15 protein-coding genes are annotated in these 23,211 nt (G+C 70.2%); 7 read left to right on the top strand and 8 right to left on the bottom strand.

Going from position 1 to position 23,211, the window contains the following annotated elements; translation table 11 throughout:
- Nucleotides 1–99 precede the first annotated feature (99 nt).
- The 4 genes from NP777_RS39850 to NP777_RS39835 form a co-directional block, all read right to left on the bottom strand.
- Nucleotides 100–933 carry an SDR family NAD(P)-dependent oxidoreductase gene (locus NP777_RS39850; RefSeq protein ID WP_256655062.1) on the bottom strand — a complete coding sequence of 278 codons (834 nt, stop codon included), beginning with the start codon at nt 931–933 and terminating at the stop codon, nt 100–102.
- A 27-nt stretch (nt 934–960) separates the two neighbouring features.
- Nucleotides 961–2,163 carry a glycoside hydrolase family 1 protein gene (locus NP777_RS39845; protein WP_256655061.1) on the bottom strand — a complete coding sequence of 401 codons (1,203 nt, stop codon included), beginning with the start codon at nt 2,161–2,163 and terminating at the stop codon, nt 961–963.
- Nucleotides 2,164–2,319: 156 nt separating this feature from the next.
- Nucleotides 2,320–4,470, bottom strand: a complete 2,151-nt coding sequence (locus NP777_RS39840) for a beta-galactosidase (protein WP_256655060.1) — start codon at nt 4,468–4,470, stop codon at nt 2,320–2,322.
- 144 nt (nt 4,471–4,614) lie between these two features.
- Nucleotides 4,615–5,643 carry a LacI family DNA-binding transcriptional regulator gene (locus NP777_RS39835; protein WP_256655059.1) on the bottom strand — a complete coding sequence of 343 codons (1,029 nt, stop codon included), beginning with the start codon at nt 5,641–5,643 and terminating at the stop codon, nt 4,615–4,617.
- Nucleotides 5,644–5,920: 277 nt separating this feature from the next.
- On the opposite strand from NP777_RS39835, the gene NP777_RS39830 reads away from it, so the two are divergent.
- From NP777_RS39830 to NP777_RS39810, 5 genes are all read left to right on the top strand, one after another.
- Nucleotides 5,921–7,258 carry an ABC transporter substrate-binding protein gene (locus NP777_RS39830; protein WP_256655058.1) on the top strand — a complete coding sequence of 446 codons (1,338 nt, stop codon included), beginning with the start codon at nt 5,921–5,923 and terminating at the stop codon, nt 7,256–7,258.
- Nucleotides 7,258–8,163, top strand: a complete 906-nt coding sequence (locus NP777_RS39825; RefSeq protein ID WP_256655057.1) for a carbohydrate ABC transporter permease — start codon at nt 7,258–7,260, stop codon at nt 8,161–8,163. Before NP777_RS39830 ends, NP777_RS39825 begins: the two co-directional genes overlap by 1 nt.
- 104 nt (nt 8,164–8,267) lie before the next feature.
- The gene (locus NP777_RS39820; RefSeq protein WP_256655056.1) at nt 8,268–9,068 is read left to right on the top strand and encodes a carbohydrate ABC transporter permease; all 801 of its coding nucleotides are present in this window, start codon (nt 8,268–8,270) and stop codon (nt 9,066–9,068) included.
- Nucleotides 9,069–9,270: 202 nt separating this feature from the next.
- Nucleotides 9,271–10,992: a hypothetical protein gene (locus NP777_RS39815; protein WP_256655055.1), complete on the top strand. Its 1,722-nt coding sequence runs from the start codon at nt 9,271–9,273 to the stop codon at nt 10,990–10,992.
- A gap of 125 nt (nt 10,993–11,117) precedes the next feature.
- Entirely contained in the window at nt 11,118–13,823 is a 2,706-nt protein-coding gene (locus tag NP777_RS39810) for a family 78 glycoside hydrolase catalytic domain (protein ID WP_256655054.1), read from the top strand.
- A gap of 245 nt (nt 13,824–14,068) precedes the next feature.
- Here the strand turns inward: NP777_RS39810 and NP777_RS39805 are convergent, their stop codons facing one another.
- Nucleotides 14,069–14,722 (bottom strand): trimeric intracellular cation channel family protein, encoded by a 654-nt coding sequence (locus NP777_RS39805; protein ID WP_256655053.1) that lies wholly within the window; start codon nt 14,720–14,722, stop codon nt 14,069–14,071.
- A 248-nt stretch (nt 14,723–14,970) separates the two neighbouring features.
- Here NP777_RS39805 and NP777_RS39800 point away from each other — a divergent pair, with 248 nt between their 5' ends.
- Entirely contained in the window at nt 14,971–16,212 is a 1,242-nt protein-coding gene (locus NP777_RS39800; protein ID WP_256655052.1) for a metal-dependent hydrolase family protein, read from the top strand.
- Between the two features lie 19 nt (nt 16,213–16,231).
- On the opposite strand, the gene NP777_RS39795 is transcribed toward NP777_RS39800, so the two are convergent.
- The 3 genes from NP777_RS39795 to NP777_RS39785 form a co-directional block, all read right to left on the bottom strand.
- Nucleotides 16,232–19,597: a type 2 lanthipeptide synthetase LanM family protein gene (locus tag NP777_RS39795; protein WP_256655051.1), complete on the bottom strand. Its 3,366-nt coding sequence runs from the start codon at nt 19,595–19,597 to the stop codon at nt 16,232–16,234.
- A gap of 144 nt (nt 19,598–19,741) precedes the next feature.
- Nucleotides 19,742–19,966, bottom strand: coding sequence for a mersacidin/lichenicidin family type 2 lantibiotic (locus NP777_RS39790; protein WP_256655050.1), 225 nt, complete (start codon nt 19,964–19,966; stop codon nt 19,742–19,744).
- 328 nt (nt 19,967–20,294) lie between these two features.
- Nucleotides 20,295–20,696, bottom strand: a complete 402-nt coding sequence (locus tag NP777_RS39785; RefSeq protein WP_256655049.1) for a hypothetical protein — start codon at nt 20,694–20,696, stop codon at nt 20,295–20,297.
- Between the two features lie 205 nt (nt 20,697–20,901).
- Here NP777_RS39785 and NP777_RS39780 point away from each other — a divergent pair.
- The coding region (locus NP777_RS39780) for a bifunctional [glutamine synthetase] adenylyltransferase/[glutamine synthetase]-adenylyl-L-tyrosine phosphorylase (protein ID WP_256655048.1) at nt 20,902–23,211 on the top strand (2,310 nt) is incomplete at its 3' end.

Here is a 23,211-nt window from a genome sequence, read left to right as displayed (position 1 = left end):
GAGGTGACCGTGTCCTGTGGCCGTGCGCAGAGCTGGGTCCCCGCGCGTCCGGCGTGGGCCGCGGACCCGAGGGGGCCGGAGCGGCTGCGGCGATACGGGTCAAGCCGTTTCGCCGGCATCGGCCAGGAGGGTGCTGCCCGTCATGAAGGCCGAGAGGTCGCTCGCGCAGAACAGCACCACGCGGGCGATGTCGTCGGGCACGCCGAGCCTGCCGAGCGGGCCGGGCCGCATCACGGCCTTGATGGCTTCGGAGTCCATAGGAGTCCCGGCGGCGGCAGTAGCCTCCACTGCCGCCGACATGTTCCCCTCGGTCGGCACGAACGTCGGCGCGACGCCCAGCACGCGGATGCCGAACGGCGCGAACTCGAGGGCGAGCTGCCGGGTGATGCCGCGCGACGCGTGCTTGGAGCCGACGTAGGCGGCGAGCCCGGGTGCCGTCCCCCGGAACCCGGCTGTGGAGACGACGTTGACGATGACTCCCGTCGTCCCGGACTCGCTCATCCGGCGCGCGGCCTCCCGGGAGCCCAGGAAGACCCCGCGGGTGTTCACGGCGAACACCTCGTCCCATGCCTCGCCGGACATCTCGAGTGCGGACACGCTGGGGAATATCCCGGCATTGTTGACCCAGATGTCGACCCCTCCGAGTTCCCGGACCGCGAGGTCGGCGGCCGCGACCACGCTTGTGGGGTCGGCGACGTCCAGATGCGTGGCCAGCGCGCGACCCTCGCCACGGCGGTCGAGCTCCTCGGCCACGGTGGTGGCGAGCGTCGTCTCGATGTCGGCGACGAGGATGTCCGCTCCCGCCTCGGCCAGGCGCTCGGCGATGGCCCGGCCCAGGCCGCGGGCTGCGCCGGTCACCACGGCCCGTCGCCCGGACAGGGAGATCAGTTCGGCCAGGGACCGGGACGAGACGTCAGGTACGGGCAAATGCATGGTGTGTCCTTCCGGTGGCGGTACAGGTCAGATGCGGTTGCGGCGGGCGGTTTCCCCCAGCCAGGCGAGGCTGGGCTTCGGACGGCGCTCGAACGTCTCGCGGTCGACTTCCACCAGACCGAATGTCGGGTCCCAGTGCCCCCACTCGTAGTTGTCGAGCAGGCTCCAGTGCAGATAGCCGCGAACGTCGACACCGTCGGAGATCGCCTTGCCGAGGTGCTCCAGGGCTTCGCCGGTGTAGGCGATCCGGCGGGTGTCGTCCCGGGTGGCGATGCCGTTCTCGGTGACCAGGATCGGCAGTCCGCCGGTGACCTCGGTGGTGTGCCGTACGGCGATTCCCAGGGCGTCCGGCCGGTACGCGTTTCCCACGAGTGTGTTGTCCGGGTGTGCCGGATGCGGCTCGACGCCGTCCGCGCCGACCCACTGACTGGAATAGGACTGCACACCGACGAAGTCGTCGCCACGGCTCCCTTCCAGGTAGAGGTCCTCCCAGATGTACTCCAGTTCCCGCTTCTTCTGTTCGGCCCCGGGGCGGGCGACGAAGGCGCGGTTGGCGACCGTCCAGCCGATCTTCGCGCGGGTGTGCTCCCGCAGTACCTCCCGGACGGCTTGGTGCGCCTCGACCAGCCGCTCGCCGATCTTCACGTCGGGAGCCGGTAGTGGCGGCCGCGCTCCCCCGTTCTCGACGGTGGGACTCTGCCAGTCCTCGGCCGCCTCCTGGGTCCGGGCGGCCTGCGCCTTGCCGAGCATGGTGGCGAAGATGTTCGGCTCGTTCATGGTGACGACCCACTCGACGCCGTCCAGGATCGGGGCGACAGCCTCGGCGTACGCCCGGAATCGCGGTACGGCGCTCTCGCCGAGCCAGCCGCCCTCCCGGGCCGACCAGAGCGGGTTCGTGAAGTGGTGCAGGGTCACCACCGGGGTCAGGCCGAGTTCGAAGGCCGTCTCGATCATGCGCCGGTAATGGGCGAGTTCGGCCTTCGAGATCACGCCGGGGACGGGCTCGATCCTCGCCCACTCGACGCCGAATCGGTAGGCGTTCAAACCGGCGTCGGCAAGCAGACGCATGTCCTCGCGATATCGGTGGTAGCTGTCGCAGGCGTCGCCGCTGCGCTCCATTCCGGGTGTGCGCCCCTCGTTCGCCCAGAAGTCGCTGTTGAGGTTGTTGCCCTCGATCTGGTGCGGTGCCGAGGAGGCGCCCCAAAGGAATCCGGGGGCCAGTTCAGTCATCGTCGGCTGCCTTTCTGAGTGTGGGTGACGGCTGGTCGCGCGGCGCCGGGTGCTTGCCTGCGGTGCGTACGACCGCGTGCGGCAAGGGTGATCGGTGCTGGGGTCCGGGGCGCTCGCAGACGGCCGGGCAGTACGGAAGCACCGACGGCCGCTTCCTCATGCTGCGGGCGCCGCCTCGCCGGCGGTGACGAAGATCCGTACGTCCCAGGCGCCCAGGCCCAGTGCCGTACCGGCGGGCGCGGCCGTGGCGTCCAGGACGTCGGACAGTGCCACCGGCGCCGTGACCTGAGTGGGCTGCCAGCTCCAGTTGTGGACGACGTGGACGCGGTGTCCGTCCGGTGAGGTCGCGGTGGTGACGGTGACCGACGGCGGCAGGTCCTGCCAACCGTGGCGCGGGGCGGGAGCGAGCCAGACGGCCAGCGCCTGGGCCAGTTCGCGGCCGGGAACCGTGCCGACGCAGGTCACCCGGCCCGCGCCGTGTCGGCGGGAGGTGATGGCGGGCCAGCGGCCGAAGTGCGGATGGTCGTAGGCGGCGAGCACCTCGCTGTCCACAGCGGTGAGGCCGTCGGTCCAGCGTGTGGCGGTGGCCTGTTCCGGAAGCCGCAGCGGACTGCTGGGCACCGTGCGCAGCGGGATGTCGTCCCTCAGATTGCTGAACTCCTCGTAACTCGCCCCGGCGGCTTCCACCAGCCGCCCCGGTGCCGGCTCCTGGCGGGCCCGGCCCTCGTGGTCTGCGTACCCGGTCCGCGGTCCGAGCACCAGGTGGCCGCCCGCCTGCGCGTAGGCCGCGAACCAGTCCAGCGTCGAGTCGGCGGCCAGGTACAGCGCCGGGACGACGAGGACAGGGTGGCGGCGCGCGGCCTCCTCGGCGCTCATGCCGGGGCCGTCCCCGCGTGGGTCGTGCAACTGGCGGGCGTGCATGATCCGGACCTGGCGGCCGGAGTCGAAGGCACCGCGGTAGAACGGATCGAAGATCTGGTGGTACGAGGCGTCGTCGGGCCCGCCGTTGCGGTCGGCCAGCGGCGGGTGCTTCTGCATCAGCCACTTGCTCGGCGTCGAGTAGACCATGGTGAGGTCCGCGTCCGGCTCGAGGCCGGTGACCAAGGGCCCGGCCGTTTCGAACTCGGCTCCCAGCCGGGCGAGTTCGTCGTAGGTGCGACCGGGTCTGCCGCTGTGCGGGAGGACGCCGCCCCAGTAGGTCTCGGCGCCGAAGTGCAGGGTGTGCCAGTGCCAGTACTCGATCATTCGCGCCCCGCGGGCGACCAGCGCCCATGCTGCTTGACGCCACTGGCCGTCGTAGGCGGGGCGGTTGTTCCAGGGGGCGCCGATGTTGGCGGCGTTGGTCTCGGTGACCAGGAACGGGGCCTGGCGGGAGGAGTAGATCCGGTCCGCGATCTGGAAGATCGTCCAGACGCCAGTCGGCTTGTTGTGCTCGGTCTTGCGTTCGTCGGGCAGCAGCAGGGCGTCCTGCATGTCGTAGTAGGGGTTGCCCGCGGTGACGTCCAGGGCGTCGGTGAGTTCGTCGTCGTCCATGGCCGGGAGAGGGTGGGAGACGCACGTCGTGACGAACTGGTCGGGGCGGGCGTACTCGCGGACGATGCCGGCCTGCCAGGCGATGAACTCGGTCGTCTGCCTGGCCTGGAACTCCCGCCAGGCGACGTCGTACTGCGGCTGTGCGTTGCCGTCCGGTGTCCACAGATCGGCCCAGGTGGTCAGGCGATGTGACCAGTGGACCAGGCCCCACTCGCGGTTGAGGGTCTCCACGTCGCCGTACTTGTGGCGGAGGTGGTCGGTGAAGCGCTGAAAGACGCCGTGGTTGTGGAGGAGCCGCAGACCGGGCTCGTTGTCCACCTGGAATCCGATGACCGTTGGGTGCCGGGCGTGGCGGCTGAGGATGCGACGAATCACCCGCTCCGCGTGGAAGCGGAAGGCGGGGTGGGTGTAGTCGACCTCCTGGCGGGCTCCCCAGTCGATCCGCTCGCCGGTGCGCCGCTCACCCGCGATCTCCGGATACTGGCGCGCCAGCCACGGCGGGACCGCGTAGGTCGGGGTACCCAGGATGACGGCGATGCCGCGTTCGTGGGCGCCGTCGAGGACGGGCTCGATCCAGTCAAGGTCGAAAACGTCGTTCTCCGGCTCCCAGGTCGACCAGACCGACTCACCGACACGGATGACGGTGAAGTGCGCCTCGGCCATCCGGTCGAGGTCGGACGTGAGCCGCTCCTCCGGCCGCTCCGCGAGGTAGGGGGGCCGATACTCGTGATAGTAGGCGGCGCCGAACAGGACCCGCTGAGGCAGCTGGAACATGACTTTTCCTTCGGATCGGGTGGAGCGCCGGCCGCGGGTGGCGTGCGGCTGGGCCCCGTTGAAGGCGTCGGGATTCGGACGGCGTGCGGCGGGTGCGGAGTGGCCGGGCAGCGGGCGGCGGCGTGCCCGGGGTGGCCGCCCGTATCAGTCACGCGGGGGCCGGGTGGAGTCTCGTACGACCAACTGCGTGGCCAGTTCGACGTGGTGGGAGTCGATCTTCTCCTCGGCGGCCAGCTGAAGGGCGGTGCGCAGGGCCACGGCCCCCATCTCGCGGACGGGGCCGTGGATCGTGGTCAGTGGCGGGGAGGTCACCTGGGCCAGCGGGGTGTTGTCGAAACCGACGACGCTCAGGTCCTCCGGCACGCGCAGGCCGCGCCGCCGGGCAGCCTCGATGACACCGGCGGCCAATTCGTCGGAGGAGGCGAACACCGCGGTGGGTGGCGGGCTCACGGCAAGGAGCCGCCCTCCGTGCTCGATGCCCTCGGCGGCGTGGAACGTGCCGGCATGGCGGATGAGTTCGGGCAGCACCCAGGCGCCGGCCGCGTCCATCGCGCTGCGAAAGCCGTGCAGCCGGGCCTGGTTGGAGCCGGCGTGCTCGGTGCCGCCGAGGTAGGCGATACGGCGGTGGCCGAGGGAGAGCAGATGCGTGGCCGCGGCGTGACCGCCGGAGAAGTTGGTCGCACCGACGCTGACGATCGAGTCGTCGGGCAGCGACTCCGGATCGAGCAGCACCAGCGGCATCCGGACCCGGTTCAGGGCTTCGCGGATCGGGGGTGACAAGGTGTTCGCCGTGACCGCGATGACGGCGCGCCGGCCGGCGGCGGCCAGGCCGCGGGCCCAGGTGGCGGGATCGGCCGCCGGATCGTGGTCGCCGCGCCTGCCCACCACCACGGCGATGCCCTCACGGGCCCCGGCGTCCACCACGCTCTGAATGATGTCGGTGTGGTAGATGCTCAGCCGCTCGAACCCGAAGAAGAGCTCCACGGTGGGGTGCGAGCGCAGGTCGTCCCGGTATCCGCCGTAGTTGTAGCGGCGCAAGAGTTCCAGGACCTTGTCGCGGGTCTGCTGCGCCACGTCGCGGCGACCGTTGATCACCTTTGAGACGGTGGCCACCGATACGCCGGCGGTCTCGGCGACCTTCGCAAGGGTGACGCGTTGGGGATCGGATGCCATAGCTCTCCCGAGGCGAGGTGCGGGTCAGCGGGCCCGCGCTGCGCAACACCGTAGCACCGAAATTATTTTCGTAATGTCTCAAGATCAGGGCCGTTAGTACACAGGGAAATTGATGGCGCGGTAAGGCTTGACGGGCCTGTGTCGCCCACTTAGCGTTCACCGCCAGCACGACAGGTAGAAATTAGTTTCGAGCAATTGGGACCCATCTTTCGGTCCTTGATGACTGGTGGCTCCTCGCGCGATGTCTTCGCTACCGATCCAAAGGGGCAGACCCGAGATGACGCGATTCCACACGGCGGACCCGACGGGTCCGACCAGCACCACGGGACCTTCCCGACGCCGCTTCCTCCTGGGAGCGGCCGGTACCGGTCTTGCCACCACCTCGCTGGCGGCCTGCGGTTCCGGCGACTCGGGCAGTTCGGGCGGCGGCTCGGAGATCGTGTTCATGAACCAGTCCCGCGGCCAGGCCGCGACGCTGAAGGCGCTGGCCAAGCAGTACACGAAGCAGACCGGCGTGAAGATCAAGATCGATGACGCCGGCCCTACCGACTTCCTGGCCAAGCTCCAGTCGAGCTCCCAGTCCCGCAACATGCCGGACATCTACTCGGCGGTCGACGGTCACTCCATGGCGCCCTACTACAAGGCCGGCTGGGCCATGGACCTCACCGACCGGATGAAGGGCAGCTGGGGCGACAGCTTCCGGCCCGCCACGCTCAAGACGACGACGTTCGGGGCGGACAATCCACAGGGCGTGAAGCCGGGCATCTACAGCGCCCACTGGGAGACCCCGGCCCTGGGGGTGTTCGTCAACGCCGCGATGTACGAGGCCGCCGGTCTTGAGCCGGACCGGTCGCCCGCCACCATGAGCGAATTCATCGATCAGATGCGGAAGATCAAGAAGTCGGGGAAGGGCCCTTTCTGGTTCGCGACGAGCCTGTCCAACCAGTTGGTCCAGTCGTACGCGTCGAACTACATGAGCGACGAGGAGCTGAACGCCACCTTCGTGGGCAAGAACAGCTGGAAGAGCGAGGGCTGGCGCAAGACCTTGCAACTCGTGGTCGACCTGCGGGACGCCGGTGTGATCGCCAATGGCTCGATTCCGAGCGGCACCACCGACAACCCCACCGTGGAGAAAGCCTTCTTCAATACCCAGGGCGTCGCGGCCATCTTCGACGGCACCTCGGTCGTCGGCGTGGCCCGTGCGACCGCTCCGGACTTCACGGACTTCCGTTCCTTTCCGCTTCCCAAGGCCGATGACGGCACCCGGACACCGCGTCTGGTCGGCGGCGCGGCCAAGGGCGCCGCGGTCAACCCCCGCAGCAAGAACGCGGCCAAGGCGCTGAAGTTCCTTCACTGGCTGACCGCTGCGGACCAACAGCAGGTCTGGGCCGATGGGGTCCCGCTGATACCCTCGGCGCACGCGGTGCCAAACAAGAACATCCCCAAGCAGCTCACCGGCATCGCCGCGAAGATCTCCGATGTCCAGCTCGTCCAGAACCAGATTCTGGAACAGGTCAACACCGCCCTGCAGAAGGGCACTCAGGCCCTCGTCCTCAAGGAACGCACGGTCGACCAGGTCCTCGGCGACCTCGACGCGGCGCAGAAGAGCGCGTAGTGAGGCGCCGCAGTCGCGTGCTGGCGGCCTGGCTCTTCCTGTCGCCGGCGCTGGCCGTGATCGCAGTGTTCACGGTGGTCCCGTTCGTGCAGGGCATCCTGCTGAGTTTTCAGTCCTGGGACGGGGTGAGCCTGGACACGCCCTACGTCGGGCTCGCCAACTACCGCTATGTGCTGCACGACACCCTGTTCTGGGGCTCTATGAAGAACGCCGTCTTCTACGGCGTGGTCGGCCTGGTCGTGGCCAACGCGGTGTCGATGGCCATGGCGCTGGCCGTACACCAGGCCCGCCGAGGTGCGGCGTTCTTCCGCACCGTCTACTACCTGCCCGGAGTGTTCTCCACGGTGGTGGTGGGCGTGATGTTCTCGTGGTTCCTCGACCCGAACATCGGGATCATCAACCAGACGCTCAAGGCCGTCGGTCTCGACGGTCTTCAGCACAACTGGCTGGGTGACCCCAAGACGGCCCTGATCGCGGTCGCCGCCGTGTTCGTCTGGTACCACTGGGGCTTCGGCTTCATCCTCTTCCTCGCCGGTCGGCAGGATGTGCCCAGGGAGCTGTACGAAGCCGCGTCGCTGGACGGGGCACGGGGCTGGGCCCAGTTCCGCAACGTCACCTGGCCCGGGATGTCCCACGTCACCGGCATCGTCAGTGTGCTGACCCTGCTCAGCGGCCTGCAGATCTTCGGCACCGTCCAGGTGCTGACCAACGGCGGCCCCGCCGGCCACACCGAGGTACCCACCCTGCACATCTACCAACAGGCCTTCCAGTACAGCGAGTACGGCCGCGCGGCCGCGATGTCCGTCATCTTCGGGCTGTGTCTGGTCGTCCTGGCCTGCGTCCAGCTCTGGGTCTCCCGCAGGCTCGGCGGAAGCACCGACTCCCGGACGGAGAAGGGACGTTGACCGTGAACACGCTTCTCGATCCGGAACGGGGCTCCACCGCGAAGCCGGTGCCGACGCCCACGCCGAGCACACCACGCCGTGGCAGTCGCCCGCGCGGACCGCGCGTGGCACTGTACGCCCTGCTGATCGCCGGAGCGCTGGAAGCGCTGGTGCCGGTGGTGTGGGTGCTGAGCGGATCCCTGCAAAGCGCCGAGCAGCTGTACAAGGGGACCGACCCCATCCCCCACCCCTTCGAATGGGGCAACTTCGCCGCCGCGTGGAACGAGGGCGGTTTCAGCCAGTACCTGCCGAACAGCCTCCTCTACACCACGGCCGCGGTCGTCGGCATCCTGATCATCGCGAGCCTGGCCGGATACGCACTGGCGCGCATCGAGTTCCCCGGACGAGGCGCCGTCGTGGCCGCCATTCTCATCATCATGATCATCCCGTTGCCGGCCTCGTTCATCGCCCAGTACAAGCTGCTGATCACGCTCGGGCTCGCCAACACTCGCATCGGCTACGTCCTCGTGCTCATCGCAGGAGGGCTGCCGATCTCCATCCTGATCATGCGTGGGTTCTTCGCCGGCCAGCCCAAGGAACTGGAGGAGGCCGCCGCCATCGACGGTGCCTCCCTGCTCGGCACCTTCTGGCGGATCATCCTCCCACTGGCCCGGCCAGGTCTGGCCGCGGTGGCCGTCATCCAGGCGATGCAGGTCTGGAACGAGTACCTCATGGGCCTGGTGCTGTTCAACGACAGCTCGCTGATGCCCGTGCAGCGCGGGATCACCAACTTCGTCTCGGCGGAGTCCCCGCAACAACAGATCCTGCTCGCCGCCTCGCTCATCGCGGTGCTGCCGATCGTCGTCTTCTACGCCATCGCACAGCGCCACATCATCAGCGGACTTTCGGCGGGAGCGCTCAAATGACCAGGCAACGGCCAGTCAGGAAGCGGCAATGACCATGAGAGTTCGGCGTGCACGTACTCTCCTCACCAGAGGCACCGCGGCCGCCGTACTGACACTCGCCGCGGCCCTGTCCAGCACCCAAGTCCCGGCTCCCGCCCCGGCGTCCTCTGTCACAGACGCGGCGGACGCGACCGGACCGCGGGTCGACATCAGGGAACTGCCGGTGCCGCCGACTGTCCCGCAGGACGGCGTGTGCACCCACCCCACCGGCTGCGTCTCGGCCGACTGGGGCGGCATCGGAACACCCGGCTTCTCCTGGGACCCCCACTACGTTCTCCTGGGCCTCAGCTATGCCGGGGCATCCGACTCCGGCCCCGCGAGCGTTTACAGCGGACCGCAGGTACTTGTGGTCCGTACCGACGGCACGACCTTTCCGAACGGTGAGGCATGGAAGTGCATCACCTGCGGGGTGTCCTTCGGGTCGGACATCGCCACCAGCCAGTTCGTCTACCCACCCGCGAACGAACTGCCCGACCGCAAAAGCGTCCTGGTGGGCAACGGCATCCTGGAATGTGGCACCGAAGGAGCCGAATACGCGGTCACCGACCCGCGCTGCACCCCTGCCAATACGCGTATCACCCCCATCTACTGGAACGACAAGCCGCTCTTCGCCACCAACGATGACGGCGACAACAACGGCCGGGAGTGGCGGCTGAGTCCCGACGGGGTGCACATGGTGTTCAACGTCGTCGACTTCAAGGCCCTCACGGAGATCCCCTACGTCGGCCGACTCACCTACGACAAGCAGAACCGGCGCTACCACCTCACCAACGTCTCGGTCCTGCAGAATCCGTCGTCGGCGTATCAGCCGCTGGTCGTCACGTCCGGTAACCAATTGCGTTTCAGTCAGGTCGGCATGGTCGGCGAGCCACGCGGCTTCACCAGCGACGGGCGGGCGACCCTTGGCATCCAGAGCCTGAACTCCGACAGCATGGACGCCTGGGCCACCGACCTGGCCACCGGCGTCTCCCGGCCGCTGACACGGCAGGCCCACTACACCGACCCGATGTCGATGTCACCCGACGGCAAGTCGCTGCTCGCCGAAGAGGTCAACGGCTCGGGACGCCTGGACTTCCTCTCCGGGATGCCGGGCATCCCGCCGATCACCGCTCAACTGTCCACCGCCCCCTACGTCTCCGGAATCCGCAACAACGGCAACCGCCGCTTCTTCTCACCGTGGCTCGTCGATGCCGAGACCGGTCGCGGCTTCCAGCTCAACGCCGGATCCGACCCGAGCTGGAACGCCGCCGCGGATCCGGTGTGGCTCGCCGACAGCACCGCCGTGGTCTACGCCGAGAACCTGGCCTGTGGGGCCAACCCGACCCCGCACCGCTGTGCCGACTCGACAGAACCCGGCGGGCGCAACAGCCGGTTGCTGATCGCCCGCTTCCCGGACCTCAAACCCAGCGCACCCGTCTCTCCCGCGCCGGTCTCCGACCAGACCTGGGGCCTGCCCTACGACCCGGACACGACTCCCCAACCGGCGAAGCCGGTGCCGACCGGCACGTACGCGCTGCCTGGGCGCGCCCAGGGCTCGGCCACCGTACAGATCGCCAACAACAGTGCCGGCACTCGGACCCTCAGCATCGCCGTCGACTACCGCGACTACAGCGACGACGGCACACACATCATCAACGGCTCCGAGAAGGTGGAGCGGGTCTCCGACCCGACACTCGGCTGCACACCTGGGACAGCCACAGCCCTTGCCTGCGTCACCTGGACCGAGGACCTGACACTCTCCGGCCGGCACACCGGCGCCAAGCGCACCGGCCCCGATGGCTTCACCCTCGGCCCGTCCACACTGTCTCAGAACTTCCAGGCGGTTGGCACACTCACCACCACCATCGACGGGACCGCCTATACCCAACCGGCCAACGGCAACTGATTCGCGTGACATTCCGCCAGTGTCGGCAGTCGCGCGGTTCTGACCCGCACAACCACCGATGTCGGGCTCCCTGCGAGGGGTTCCCACCGCCCACCCCCGACCGGACACCGGAGAAGACAGACCTCATGGCCCCCAGCGCTCACGACGCCCCCAGCGCCCCCTACGACCTCGCGATCGATTTCGGCGGCGACCGGTTTCCGGTGTCCGGCGGCCGCCCTCGGCTCTCCTGGAAACCACCCAAGAGCGCCGCGGCCCCGAGCGAGTACGAATTGGAGATCCACAGCGACGGGCGTCCGCCGCACTACGCCCGTGTCGCCGACCACCTGTTGATCGACTGGCCGACGCGCCCACTGCGCAGCGGCGAGCAGGTCTCCTGGCGCGCCCGATCCCATGCCCCCGACGGGACCTCCGCATGGAGCACCTGGCACACCTTCGAGGCCGGCCTGCTCGACGAGGACTGGACGGCGCGCTGGATCACTCCAGCGCACGATCCGGAGGTGGCCCGCCGTCCGCCCGGCACGCGGCCGGCGCACGTCCTGCGTGGCACGTTCCATACCTCCGACGTGGTCCGCGCCCGCCTGTACGCCACGGCGCTCGGAGTGTACGAAGCCTTCGTGAACGGCGAGCGCGTAGGCAGCGTGGAGCTCTCGCCCGGCTCGACCTCCTACGACCGCACCCTGTACGCCCAGGCCGCCGACGTCACCTCATCCGTTTGTCCCGGCACCAACACCATCGAGGTCGTTCTGTCCGACGGCTGGTACCGCGGCCAGGTCGGTGCCTTCCGTAAACCGGCCGGCTGGGGAGAACTCCTCGCCGTACGCCTGGAACTGCGTCTCGAACTCGCCGACGGGACGCGGCAGGCCGTACGCAGCGACGAGCACTGGACCTCCGCCGCCGGGCCCGTCACCCGGGCTGACCTGATGGACGGCCAGATCACCGACTTCCTGGCGGCCCGAGGCCCGGAGCGCCCGGTCCTCGCCGACGCCGTCACCGCGCCCGCGATCGACTGGTCCCCGGCCCCGCCCGTACGACGTATCGAAGACCTCCCCACCGCCTCCCTCACCCGGCTGCCGAACGGCGCCTGGATCGCCGACTTCGGCCAGAACGCCTCCGGCTGGATCGCCCTGGCCGACCTCGGCCCGGCCGGCACCCGCAGCGTGATCGACTACGGTGAGCACCTCGACCCCGCCACCGGCGACCTGACCACCTCACATCTCGACATCCAGCGCCCGGGCGACCCGGTGACCGTCTTCGTCCAGCACGACGAGGTCGTCTCCTCCGGAGCGGCCGACGACGTCTTCGAACCCCGCCACACCATCCACGGATTCCGCTATGCCCGCCTGGTACGGGGCGACACCCCGCTGGACGCGTCGAGGCTCACCATGCGGGTGGTCCATACCGACCTGCGCCCCACCGGCACCTTCGCCTGCGCCAACGAGGACCTCAACCGCCTCCACGAGGTAGCCCGTTGGAGCTTTCGCGGCAACGCGGTCGACGTGCCCACCGACTGCCCCACCCGCGAGCGCATCGGCTGGACCGGCGACTATCAGGTCTTCCTCCCCAGCGCCACGCGCCTCTACGACGTGTCCGGGTTCAGCCGCAAGTGGCTGCGCTCGGTCCGCGACGACCAGCTCGACGACGGACGCATCGCCAACTTCTCCCCGGACGGACGGCGCATCAAGCTCCGCGGCGATCAGCGGCTGGACATGATGACGGGCTCCGCGGGCTGGGGCGACGCCATCGTGCTGGTGCCGTGGGAGCTGTACGAGACCTACGGCGACCGCCGGGGGCTCGTCGAGAACTGGGACGCGATGGTCCGCTGGGTCGAGTGGGAGCTGGCCACCGCCCGCACCGCCCGCCACCCCTCCCGGGTGGCCCGCTCGACCGAGCCCCTGCCGCACGAGGAGTTCATCTGGGACGGTTCCTTCCACTGGGGCGAGTGGGCCGAGCCGAAGCCCCGCGCCGAGGACGGCTCGCTCGTCGAACCCACGCGGGGCGACCCCGACGCCTGGATGAGGTCCGACAAGGGCGAGGTGGGCACCGCGTTCCTGTATCGCTCGACCGCCACCCTCGCCAGGATCGCGCGTGTCCTGGGCCGCGAGGCCGATGCCGCCCACTACACCCGGCTGGCGGAGCGGATCAAGGAGGCATGGCGGACGGAGTTCCTCGACGACGCCGGCCACACCACCGTCGACACCCAGGCGAGTTACGTCCGCGCCCTCGCCTATGGCCTGGCGCCCGAGGCGCTGCGCGACGCCGTCGCCGCGCGTCTGATCGCGCGCATCGAGGCGGCCGGCACGCACCTGGGCACGGGGTTCCTCTCCACCGCCGACCTGCTGCCCGTCCTGGCCGACACCGGCCATGCCGACCTCGCCTACCAGATTCTCCTCCAGCGCAGTTCGCCCTCCTGGCTCGGCATGCTCGACCGCGGCGCCACCACGATCTGGGAGGACTGGGACGGCGTCGACGAGAACGGCATCGCCCGGGACTCGCTCAACCACTACAGCAAGGGCGCCGTCATCCGCTTCCTGCACACCCACACCCTCGGACTGCGGCAGGCCGAGAACTCGGTGGCCTGGGAACGGTTCGTCGTCGCGCCCGTACTCCACCCGTCGGTCGACTGGGCGCGCGGCACCTACGACAGCCCGCGCGGCACCATCGCCGTCGCATGGCGCACCGAGGGCAGCGAACTGTACATCTCCGTCGATGTCCCGCCCACCTCCACCGCCACCGTCGTCTTCCCTGACGGCGAAGCACTGACGGCGGCCCCGGGCCGGTTCACGGCGCATCGGCGCCTGGGTGCGCGGCGCATGGCGGATGACCACCGCTGAGCGCGCTCGACAGACGCTCACCAATATCGTCTGGTCGACGTGAAGAAGCGGTCGTGGTCGGAGCAGTGGTGTCCGTCGCTGCTCCGGCTTCTGTGGGGAACGCGCTGGGGTTCGGCCGATGGGCGACCGCGGTCGTCGGACACTGTCCACGCACCGGGCGCCAACGCAGGGATAAGTCGGCCGGGCCGCGTCCCCCGTCCCGGAGATCATCACAGTGTGCCGGTGTGGCCCAGGATGACATCGGGTCATGGCGCGGCGTCGCTCGGGCTGTCGTCGGACCCGGTGGTGCCGTCGGCGCGGTGCGGCCCTGGTGCGTTGAGCCGGTAGTGGTCGCCGATCATCCGCAGTGTGAAGCACGCGACGGCCGCCCCCAGCGCGGCGGGCACACCGTAGACCCCGCCGCGTTCGCACGCGACGGTGATCCCGGCGCCCAGCAGCGCGGGGATGGCGTACAGGTCTGCGTACAGCACCGTCGGCAGGCGCAACACCAGCACGTCGCGCAGTGTGCCGCCGCCGACGCCGGTCACCACGCCGAGCAGCACCGCCTGCGGTGCGCCGATGTGATACTCCAGCGCGGTGGTCGCACCGGTGACCGCGAACAGGCTGAGGCCGGCCGCGTCGAACACCGTGATCAGCGTCCTGTAGCGCTCCAGGTGCCGCCACAGCAGGAACGTGACCATGCCGCCGGCCACCGCGACCGCCAGGTACCGCCAGTCGCTGAACGTGGCCGGGGGCAGTGCGCCGGCGAGCACGTCCCGGAGCACGCCACCGCCCAGGGCGGTCACCATGGCGAGCGTGAGCACGCCGACGATGTCCAGGCGTGCCACTCGCGTCGCCGTGAGCGCGCCGTTCAGCGCGAACGCGAACGTGCCCAGCAGGTCGAGCACGAGGTGCAACATTCCATAGCCATGCATCGCCGGCCCCTCACGCGTCCCGCCGTCGCTCGTCTTGACGCCCTCGGCACTCTCTCACCAGGTCACAGTGGGCGCACCGCGTTGACCCGAACGGCCGACACGCGATGCGCGACCTGCCGCCCGCTGACACCCTGGACCCCGGCGGGATCAATGGCGGACGAGTGACATCCGGTGGGGGCGCGAGCGGAGGTAACGCCGTGACAGCACGTGGCCGTGACACGGAACAGGGCGCGGTGGTGCTGATCGCCGGACGGAGCTGGGACGGACTCGCGGACCGGCCCTCCGGGCACACCGAGGTGGCGGTGCGCAACGGTCGGATCGCCCAGGTCGGGCCGGCTGTCGACCGCGCCGGCGCCGAGGTGGTCGAACTCGGCGATCGCATGCTGCTGCCGGGACTGATCGACTGCCACGTCCACACCACCGTCGATCCCGGCCGGCTCCTGCGGGCCTTCGTGTCCGACGGATCGGCGGCGATCGCGCTGCGCGCCTTGCCGGTATTGCGTGACCTGCTCCACCGTGGCTTCACCACGATCCGCGACCTGGCCACCTTCGCGGCCGAGCCGGTCACGCTGTACCTGCGCGACGCCATCGCCCGTGGTCACATCGTGGGGCCACGGATGATCGTCGCGCCGTACCTCATCTCCGCGCGGGGCGCGCATGGCGACGCCTCGACGCTGCTCGCGTCACACTTCAACCGTGAGATCGGCGCGCTGGCGGACGGTGCGGACGAGATCACGCGCAGGGTGCGCGAGAACATCCGTGCCGGCGCCGACTGGATCAAGTTCGGCGCCACCGGCGGCTTCGCCACTCCAGCCGACGATCCCACACAGACCACCTACACGCAGGAGGAGATGAACGCGCTGGTCGCCGCAGCCCGCGACCTGGGCATCCCCTGCACCCCGCATGCCTACGGCGACGAAGGCGTCTCACGTGCCGTCGCCGCCGGTGTTCGCTCGATCGAGCACGGCAACCTCGCCTCGGCATCGACACTGGCCCGAATGACGGAACGGGGCGTGTTCCTCGTGCCGACCCAGTTCATGGTCCTCGACGCGCTCGACCACCTGGACGACGACAGCTACTGGGAGGGCAAGGACCCAGCGGAACGAGTGAAGTTCACCCGCCACGCCGACCAGCTCCGTCGCTCCGCGCACAACGTGGCCGCGAGCGACGTGCGCATCGCGTTCGGCACCGACGCCGGCATGTTTCCGCACGCCGACAACTGGCATGAGTTTCCGGCGATGGTCAAGTCCGGTATCGCCACCGTGCGGGCCCTGCGCGCTGCCACCAGCGTCGCCGCCGACCTGCTCGACCGGCCCGATCTCGGACGCCTCCGGCCCGGCGCGACCGCCGACCTGGTCGCACTGCCCGCCGACCCCTTTGACGACATCACGGCCGTTGCGGGCATCGACTTCGTCATGCGGGGCGGTATGGTGCACCGCACTCCCCCACCTGGTGTCGCCACGGCCACGCCGTAGCCGTAGCCGAAGAAGGTGTTCACCCCGTGGTCAAGGGATCCTTGCCTGCCCTGGGAGGCCGGAAGGGATCGTGCACGGGGTCATGGGAGGTACGAGCCCAAACCGGTGCGCGAGGCGGTTCGAAGGACAGGACGACCGGGGTCCGCTCCAGCGCGGCGAGCCGGAGCAGGCCGTAGCCGATCCCGGCGACGCCGGTCATCAGGCCGGGCGTGCTGAGCCCTTCCGGCACGCCGCAGATCGGACCGTGTTCGTCGAGCGTGACGCATACGGCATGGATGAGCCGCTCGGCGAGGGCCTGCCCACGCCCGTTGTCCGAGGAGTGCGACGCGGTGACGAGGAACTCGAGGTTGCCGAGCTCCCCGTGGCACAGGGAGAGATTGCGTACGGTGACAGCGCCGCGGTCGGCGTAGTGTGCCGCGGTCGCGTCCAGTGCAATGCCCAGGCCGGCGAGCGCGGCCCCGGCCGTGGGGTGGTCACCTCGTGCCGCCGGCACCGAACGGGCGATTCCGATGCCCGGCGCTCCGTGGCACCACGCCGTCATGGTCGTGCCCGCGGCCGAGCCGGGCCGCAGATCGGGCCAGCGCGGGAGGCCGGGGGTGAGAAGGCTGTCCTCATACCGGAAGGCGTCCTGGACGGTTTCGTCGTAGCGCGAGGTGCCCGTCACGGCGGACCACCGGCTGAGCGCCAGGGCGATTCCCGATGCCCCGTGCGCCATGCCACACAGCGGACGGTCCCCGGCGATCTGGGAGTTCCACCCCATACCCGCGTCCTGGGGGCGCCCGGCCCGCACGAGGGCATCGGCGCAGCGGGTCGCCAGGTCGGCAACGGAGTCGCTGGGCAGGACCGCCTGTACGGCGCTGAGACCCAGCAGGACACCGGCGAGGCCGTCCACGAGATCCGGCTCCGTCGCATCGGCGACCGCTCGGTCCAGCCTCGGTACGACATCGGCGGTCAGCTCGGCCAGGAGGTCGAAGTCGCCCGTGGCGGCGGCCCAGTGGGCGGCGAAGTACATTCCGCAGTCGACCTCTCCCGTCAGCCCGAGCGCGGGCACACCGCCGGGTGGGGCGGGCAGGTGCGCGAGGCGGCGGGCCCTGCGGGCGAGCGAGCGCGCCACTTCGGCCGCCGTCTCCGCGTAGGAGTCGGCTCCGGTGACCAACCCGAGGTGAAGCAGGAAGAACGCGATTCCGGCCGCTCCCGAGTACATGCCGGAGGAGGTCGGCGCCAGCCGCCAGGCCGAGGGCCCGGACGGAGAGATCCCCAGCCAGCCGATGTCGTCGGCGGTACGGAGCGCGGTGGTCACGAGCGTGTCGCCGATCCTCCGCGCCCGAGCGACCAGGGCTTCCCGGCTCACCGGGCGCGCGGCACCGGTCACCCTGTGGACGGGCCACGACGCGTCCAGGCTCTCGGCCGCCGTGCAGGCGAACGCCGACCTGATCACCCATTGCTGGTGCCGCATGTCAGTCGGCGAGAATCCGAGGACGCGGTCGCGGACGGCTCGCAGTCCCGTCGTCTCCAACGCGTCGTCGATCGTCGTCCCGTCGCCGCCGAGCAGCCCGCGTCCGTCGACGATGCTGGTGAACAGGGGAATGTCACCGTCGGCCAGCTGCCGCCGTTCGCTGGCCGTCACCGCGGCACCGGCGTGGTGGCGACCGAAGCGGGCGAAGGTCCGATCGAGGTACTGGTCCCGGTCCACGGCGTTGCGCAGCAGGTTGGGGTGGTAGCTGTCCCACAGGAACGAGCTGTAGGTCTCGGTCGCCTCCAACACACGCCGGACGGAGTCGTCCCGGAACCGTTCCAGCAGGCCGCCGGGTCCGGCGAGTGCGGACTTCCGCCGTTCCAAAATGCGGTACATCAATGCGAAACCGGCGGTGATGTCCTCAACGTGATCAGCCGGGCGTACGGTTTCCCCCGCCAGGGTCGGGGCGTTGCGGGACTGGCCGGTCCGTATCCGGCGGTGGACGATGCGCATGGTGTCCGTGGCGGGATCCGCCCAGGTCGGCACCTGCCCAGGCGTCAGCTGGCCGGGCCGGTAGCTGATGCCGGACAGGTCGGTCGGTACCTGGTCGGCACCGCCGAGCCGGACAACGGGGTTCGGCAGCAGGCCGGTGGCCAGCACGGTCGACAACACCAGCCTGCTGGTCACCTCGTCCTCGGCGCCCTCGGAGCGGCGCAGCTCGGCGCCGAACAACGCCTCGAGATCGACCAGATAGGGGTACTCGCCGGCGGCGATCACGTTCTCGAAGTGCAGGTCGGTCGCCCGTAGGGCGTGTGCCAGCGCGAGATAGCCGCCGTGGCGGCGGTAGAAGCGCCCGACCTGGCCGGTGTCGGAGCACCCTGACGGCGCCACGAACTCGGACCAGCCGTGGTCGTCCCGGCATACCAGCTCCAGGGTGGGAAAGGCCGGCTCGAACCCCTCGTCGTTGGCCCACGCCAGCAGGGTCTGGAAGTGCTCGTCCACCCGGAGGGAGCGCGGCTTGTAGACGATCTTTTCTCCGCCGTGGAACGTGACGATGCCGACCGAGCGTCCTCCGCGATGGCTGTCCCCGACGTCGAAGGCGATATCGGCCAGGTCGCCCCGGCCGATCGCGTCCCAGTCGGCGCAGAGGTGCTCGCAGAACTCCAGCCGTGCGCCGACCCAGGCGTCCACCAGGGCGCCGCACTCCCTCAGCAGCGTGGGGTACGTCCGCCATATGGCGAGCGCACGACCGGGGTCGGAGAGCCAGGAGGCGAACGCGGCGAAGCGCTCCGCGCCGTCGGCACCGGGCAGTCTCCCCCGCAGCCGAGCGATGTTGAGCTCCAGGATCAGAACGCGCAGCACCAGGCGCGTCATGGCCCGGCGTGGCCACGTGCGGGCCAGCAGCGCGCACAGCCGATCGGCGTCCACCGGGGTGCCGACGGCTCGTACGGCAGCCCGGACACCCGTCGCCAGGGTGTCGACCCCGCGGTCGACGAGGGGGCGGACGAAGTCGAGCAACCGGCCGATCCGCTGCCGCTCGGGATCGCCCTCTGTGCTCCAGACCCCGAGGGCCCGCGATGCGGCCGACGCACCAGGATCGCTCCCCCACGGAAAGCCGTCCAGCCGCGAGAGCCACACCGGGGGCCGCACGAAGCGGCCGCGGACCTCGTCGGCAGTCTCCCGGCAGAGTCGCGCGAATCCTTCCGGGGTCAGCCCGCGCCGCCGCAGAACAGCGGCGAACGTCTCATCCTCCGAGTACGGGAACATCTCGCGGAGAGCGGCCAGCTCTTCGGAGACGCCGTCGCCGCCGCCGGGCTCAGCGGGCGGCTCGCCATGAGCGGTGAGCCGCTCCCCCAGGCGGGTCGCCAAGTACCACTCACTGGTACGTGCGTCGAGATGGTCACCGGTGACGTCCAGGTCTGACGGCATGGGAAATTCCAGGAGGGGTTCGGAGGCAGCGGCAGATGACGGTCCGGGGCGCGCCGCTCTGCGGCGCGCCCCGGACCCGAAGACGGGCGGCACACGTCCCGGGAGCCGCGGTCCCGCGCTCTTCAGTGGGTGACGGGACGATCCTCAGCCCGCGCAACAGTTGTCGGAACTGTCACCAAAGGTCATGACACAGGACGTAATGCAGACGACGGAAACGGTGCTGGCCTCCACGGCCTGTGCCCCATTGAAGGACACGATGTCCTGGAACATGCCCGCGGGGTTGGCGGGAATGGCCCGGAGTTCCGCCTCGGACAGCGAGTCACGGAAACGCTGGTCGGTCCAGGCTCGCACGACGGTATCGACAGACATGGACTGCATCCCTTCCTCTCGGTGCTGCCGATCAGGCTTTCGGAGGGAAGGGCGCGGTGTCATTGACCCCGAACGCAGAACTGTTGACATCGCGCGCACGCCGGTACCGGACCGCCCACCCCCCCTGCAGCGCGCGACCGACCCACCGCACGTTCACATTGCGCCATGTCTCGCCCCTCGCTTTCCGGACAGCCCGCCGGTTCGCCTCCCGCCGAACCTGAACCAGCACGGCCACGGCAATGGGAATCTCTTTACCACGACGGGAATCCCTTTACCGCCCCCAGGGAACTAACGCGGACAGCCGGGCCGGAACCGGCTACCGTACCCACTACACATTAAAACAGAGATAAATGCTCGGTGAACATTGATTCAAAGAGCCGCCGAAGAGGCCGGGGCAGCAACGACGGAAGGCGCTGTCCAAAACCTCGCGGACGCGGTGTCGAGCGAATCCAGTTTGCCCCCATTCGCGCATCAATGCAGCACTCAACGTTTTATCCCCTCCGCCTTGACCGCCCCCGACGCCGCCTCCTACGTTTCTGCCGTCGGATTCGGGCGATTCGCCTGATGCGGGGAACGGCGAAACATCTGCCGAAAAACGGCGGGAGGGTGCGGCGAAGAAGATCGCAAGGCCGCCTGTGACCGCATTTTTGCCAACCAGGCAAAGGCAGAGTGCGGCGACCACCGAGCCGCCGAGCAGAAAGGGCCGGATGACCCCATAAAAAGCGGCCATCCGGCCCACCCGGTATGAGACACATTGGAGGCGAGGGGATTCCATGATGACTCGGCGCGGCCCGGTCGGTACGGCGACGTCGGTAAGAAATCATTTTTCTCAGAAATGATCTGGGTCGGCTTTGCAATGGCGTTCGCGCAGGGCTCGTGAGCGGGCCTTGGCCATGGCAGGGCGCGAATGTGGGACAGGGATGGAGGCGGCGCGCATGGCCCTACCGCAGGGACGCAGGAGCAGCAGCTTCACCCGGCTGCTGCGGCATGGTTTCACCGACGCCGCGGCGGCGCAGCGGCTGCTGGACGCGCCCGGTCTGGCCTCGGTGCGGAGCGATCCGGTGCTGTTGGATGCGCTCGGGGCAAGCGCCGATCCCGATCTGGCGCTGCGCGGGTTGGTACGGCTGATCGAGACGCTTCCGGAGGCCCCCGCGGACAGGGACGACAAGGAGTGGGCCGACTCGCGACAGACGTTGCTGGACACCCTGGCCGCGGCGAAGCCGATGCGCGACCGGTTGCTGGGGGTGCTCGGGGCCTCCGAGGCGCTGGGCGTCCATTTGGCCCGGTATCCGCGCCACTGGCAGGCGCTGGTGACGTACGAGCCGGCCGATCTGCACCTGACCGCTCCTGGCTTCGAGCAGGCGCTGACCGAGGGGATCTGGGGCGCGCCGGGGGTGCGGCTGACCCGGTCGGACGCGCTGCGCGTGGCGTACCGGCGGGCGCTGCTGGCGATCGCCGCGCGGGAAGTGTGCGGTACGACGGACGTCACCCGGGCCGCCGCCGAGTTGGCGGACCTGGCGACCGCCACGCTGCGGGCCGCACTGGAGATCGCGGCGGAGGAGCGGCCCGAGGACGCGGCGGCGTGTCGGCTGGCGGTGATCGGGGTGGGCAAGTTCGGCGGGCGGGAGTTGGACTACGTCTCGGATGTGGACGTCGTCTTCGTCGCGGAGGCCCTGGACGGGGTGGAGGAGTCCAAGGCCGTACAGGCGGCCAACCGGCTGGCCGCGCGGCTGATGCGGATCTGCTCTGATGAGACGGTCGAGGGCACCATCCGGCCGGTCGACGCGAGTCTGCGGCCGCACGGGGGCGACGGCCCGCTGGTGCGGACGCTGTCCAGCCATCTGGCGTACTACCAGCGGTGGGCCAGTACGTGGGAGCCTTGGGCGCTGCTGAACGCACGGCCGGTGGCGGGTGACGGGGCACTGGGCCAGGCGTACGTGGCCGCGCTGATGCCCCTGGTCTGGCAGGCGGCCGAGCGTAGGAACTTCGCGCCGGAGGCGCGGCAGACGCGCCGCCGGGTGGTGGAGGACATCCCGGCCGCGGAGGCCGACCGAGAGCCGAAGCCGGGCCCGGGGGGCCCGCGGGACGTCGAATGCGCGGTACGGCTGCTGCAGTTGGTGCACGGCCGGTCGGACGAGTCGCTGCGCGGCGGCACCACGCTGGACGCGCTCGCGGCGCTGGCCGCGGGCGGTTACGTGGGGCGTTCGGACGCGGCGGCCCTGGACGAGGCGTACCGGTTCCTGCGCTCGGTGGAGCACCGCGTCCAGCTCCGCCGGCTGCGCCGCACCCATCCGGTGCCAAGGGACGAGGCGGAGCTGCGGCGGCTGGGCCGGTCACTGGGGTTCCGCACCGAGCCGGTGACCGAGTTGGGCGCGGCGTGGCGGCGGCACGCGCGCGAGGTGCGGCGGCTGCACGAGAAGCTGTTCTACCGGCCACTGCTGGGCGCGGTGGCACGACCGGAGACCGGAGAGGCCCGGTTGAGCTCGCAGGCGGCGGGCCGGCGGCTGGAAGCCCTGGGCTATGCCGACCCGTCCGGCGCGCTACGGCATCTGGAGGCCCTGGCGTCCGGGGTGACCCGTAAGGCGGCGATCCAGCGGACGCTGCTGCCCGTGCTGCTGGGCTGGTTCGCCGACTCCGCCGACCCGGACGCCGGGCTGCTGGGCTTCCGCAAGGTCTCCGACGCGCTGGGCAGGACGCCGTACTACCTGCGGCTGCTGCGCGACGAGGGCGCCGCGGCCGAGAACCTGGCCCGGGTGCTCTCCGCCGGGCGGCTCGCCCCCGATCTGCTGCTGCGCGCCCCCGAGGCGGTCGCCCTGCTCGGCGACCCGGAGGGGCTGCGCCCGCGCGGCCGGGCCCCTCTGGAGCAGGAGGTGCTGGCCGTCGTCGGCCGCGCCGACGGCGCCGAACAGGCGGTCGCGGCAGCACGCAGGGTGCGCCGGCGCGAGCTGTTCCGCACGGCCGCGGCGGACGTGATCGAGAGCGCGCGGCCGGCCAACGGGGCGGTACGGCCCACCGTGAGCTGGCCGCCGCCGAGCGGCGACGACGCCCCGGCCACCCCGCCGACCCCGCGCGGCACGCGGCCCGCGGCCGAGATACCCGGCGCGCTGCGCGACTTCGAGCCCCGCGTCCCGGCCCGCCCGTCGAACCGTACGGCGCTGCCCCAGGAGCCCGCGGGCCCGGGGGCGCTGGCCGACATGGTCGGTGACGCCGTCTCCGACATCAACGCCGCGACCCTGGCGGGCGTG

Source organism: Streptomyces rugosispiralis, assembly GCF_024505145.1.
In the GTDB taxonomy this organism is placed as follows: Bacteria; Actinomycetota; Actinomycetes; order Streptomycetales; family Streptomycetaceae; genus Streptomyces; species Streptomyces rugosispiralis.
Note: the sequence above shows the minus strand (reverse complement) of the source record. Positions and strands in the feature narration are given on the sequence as shown.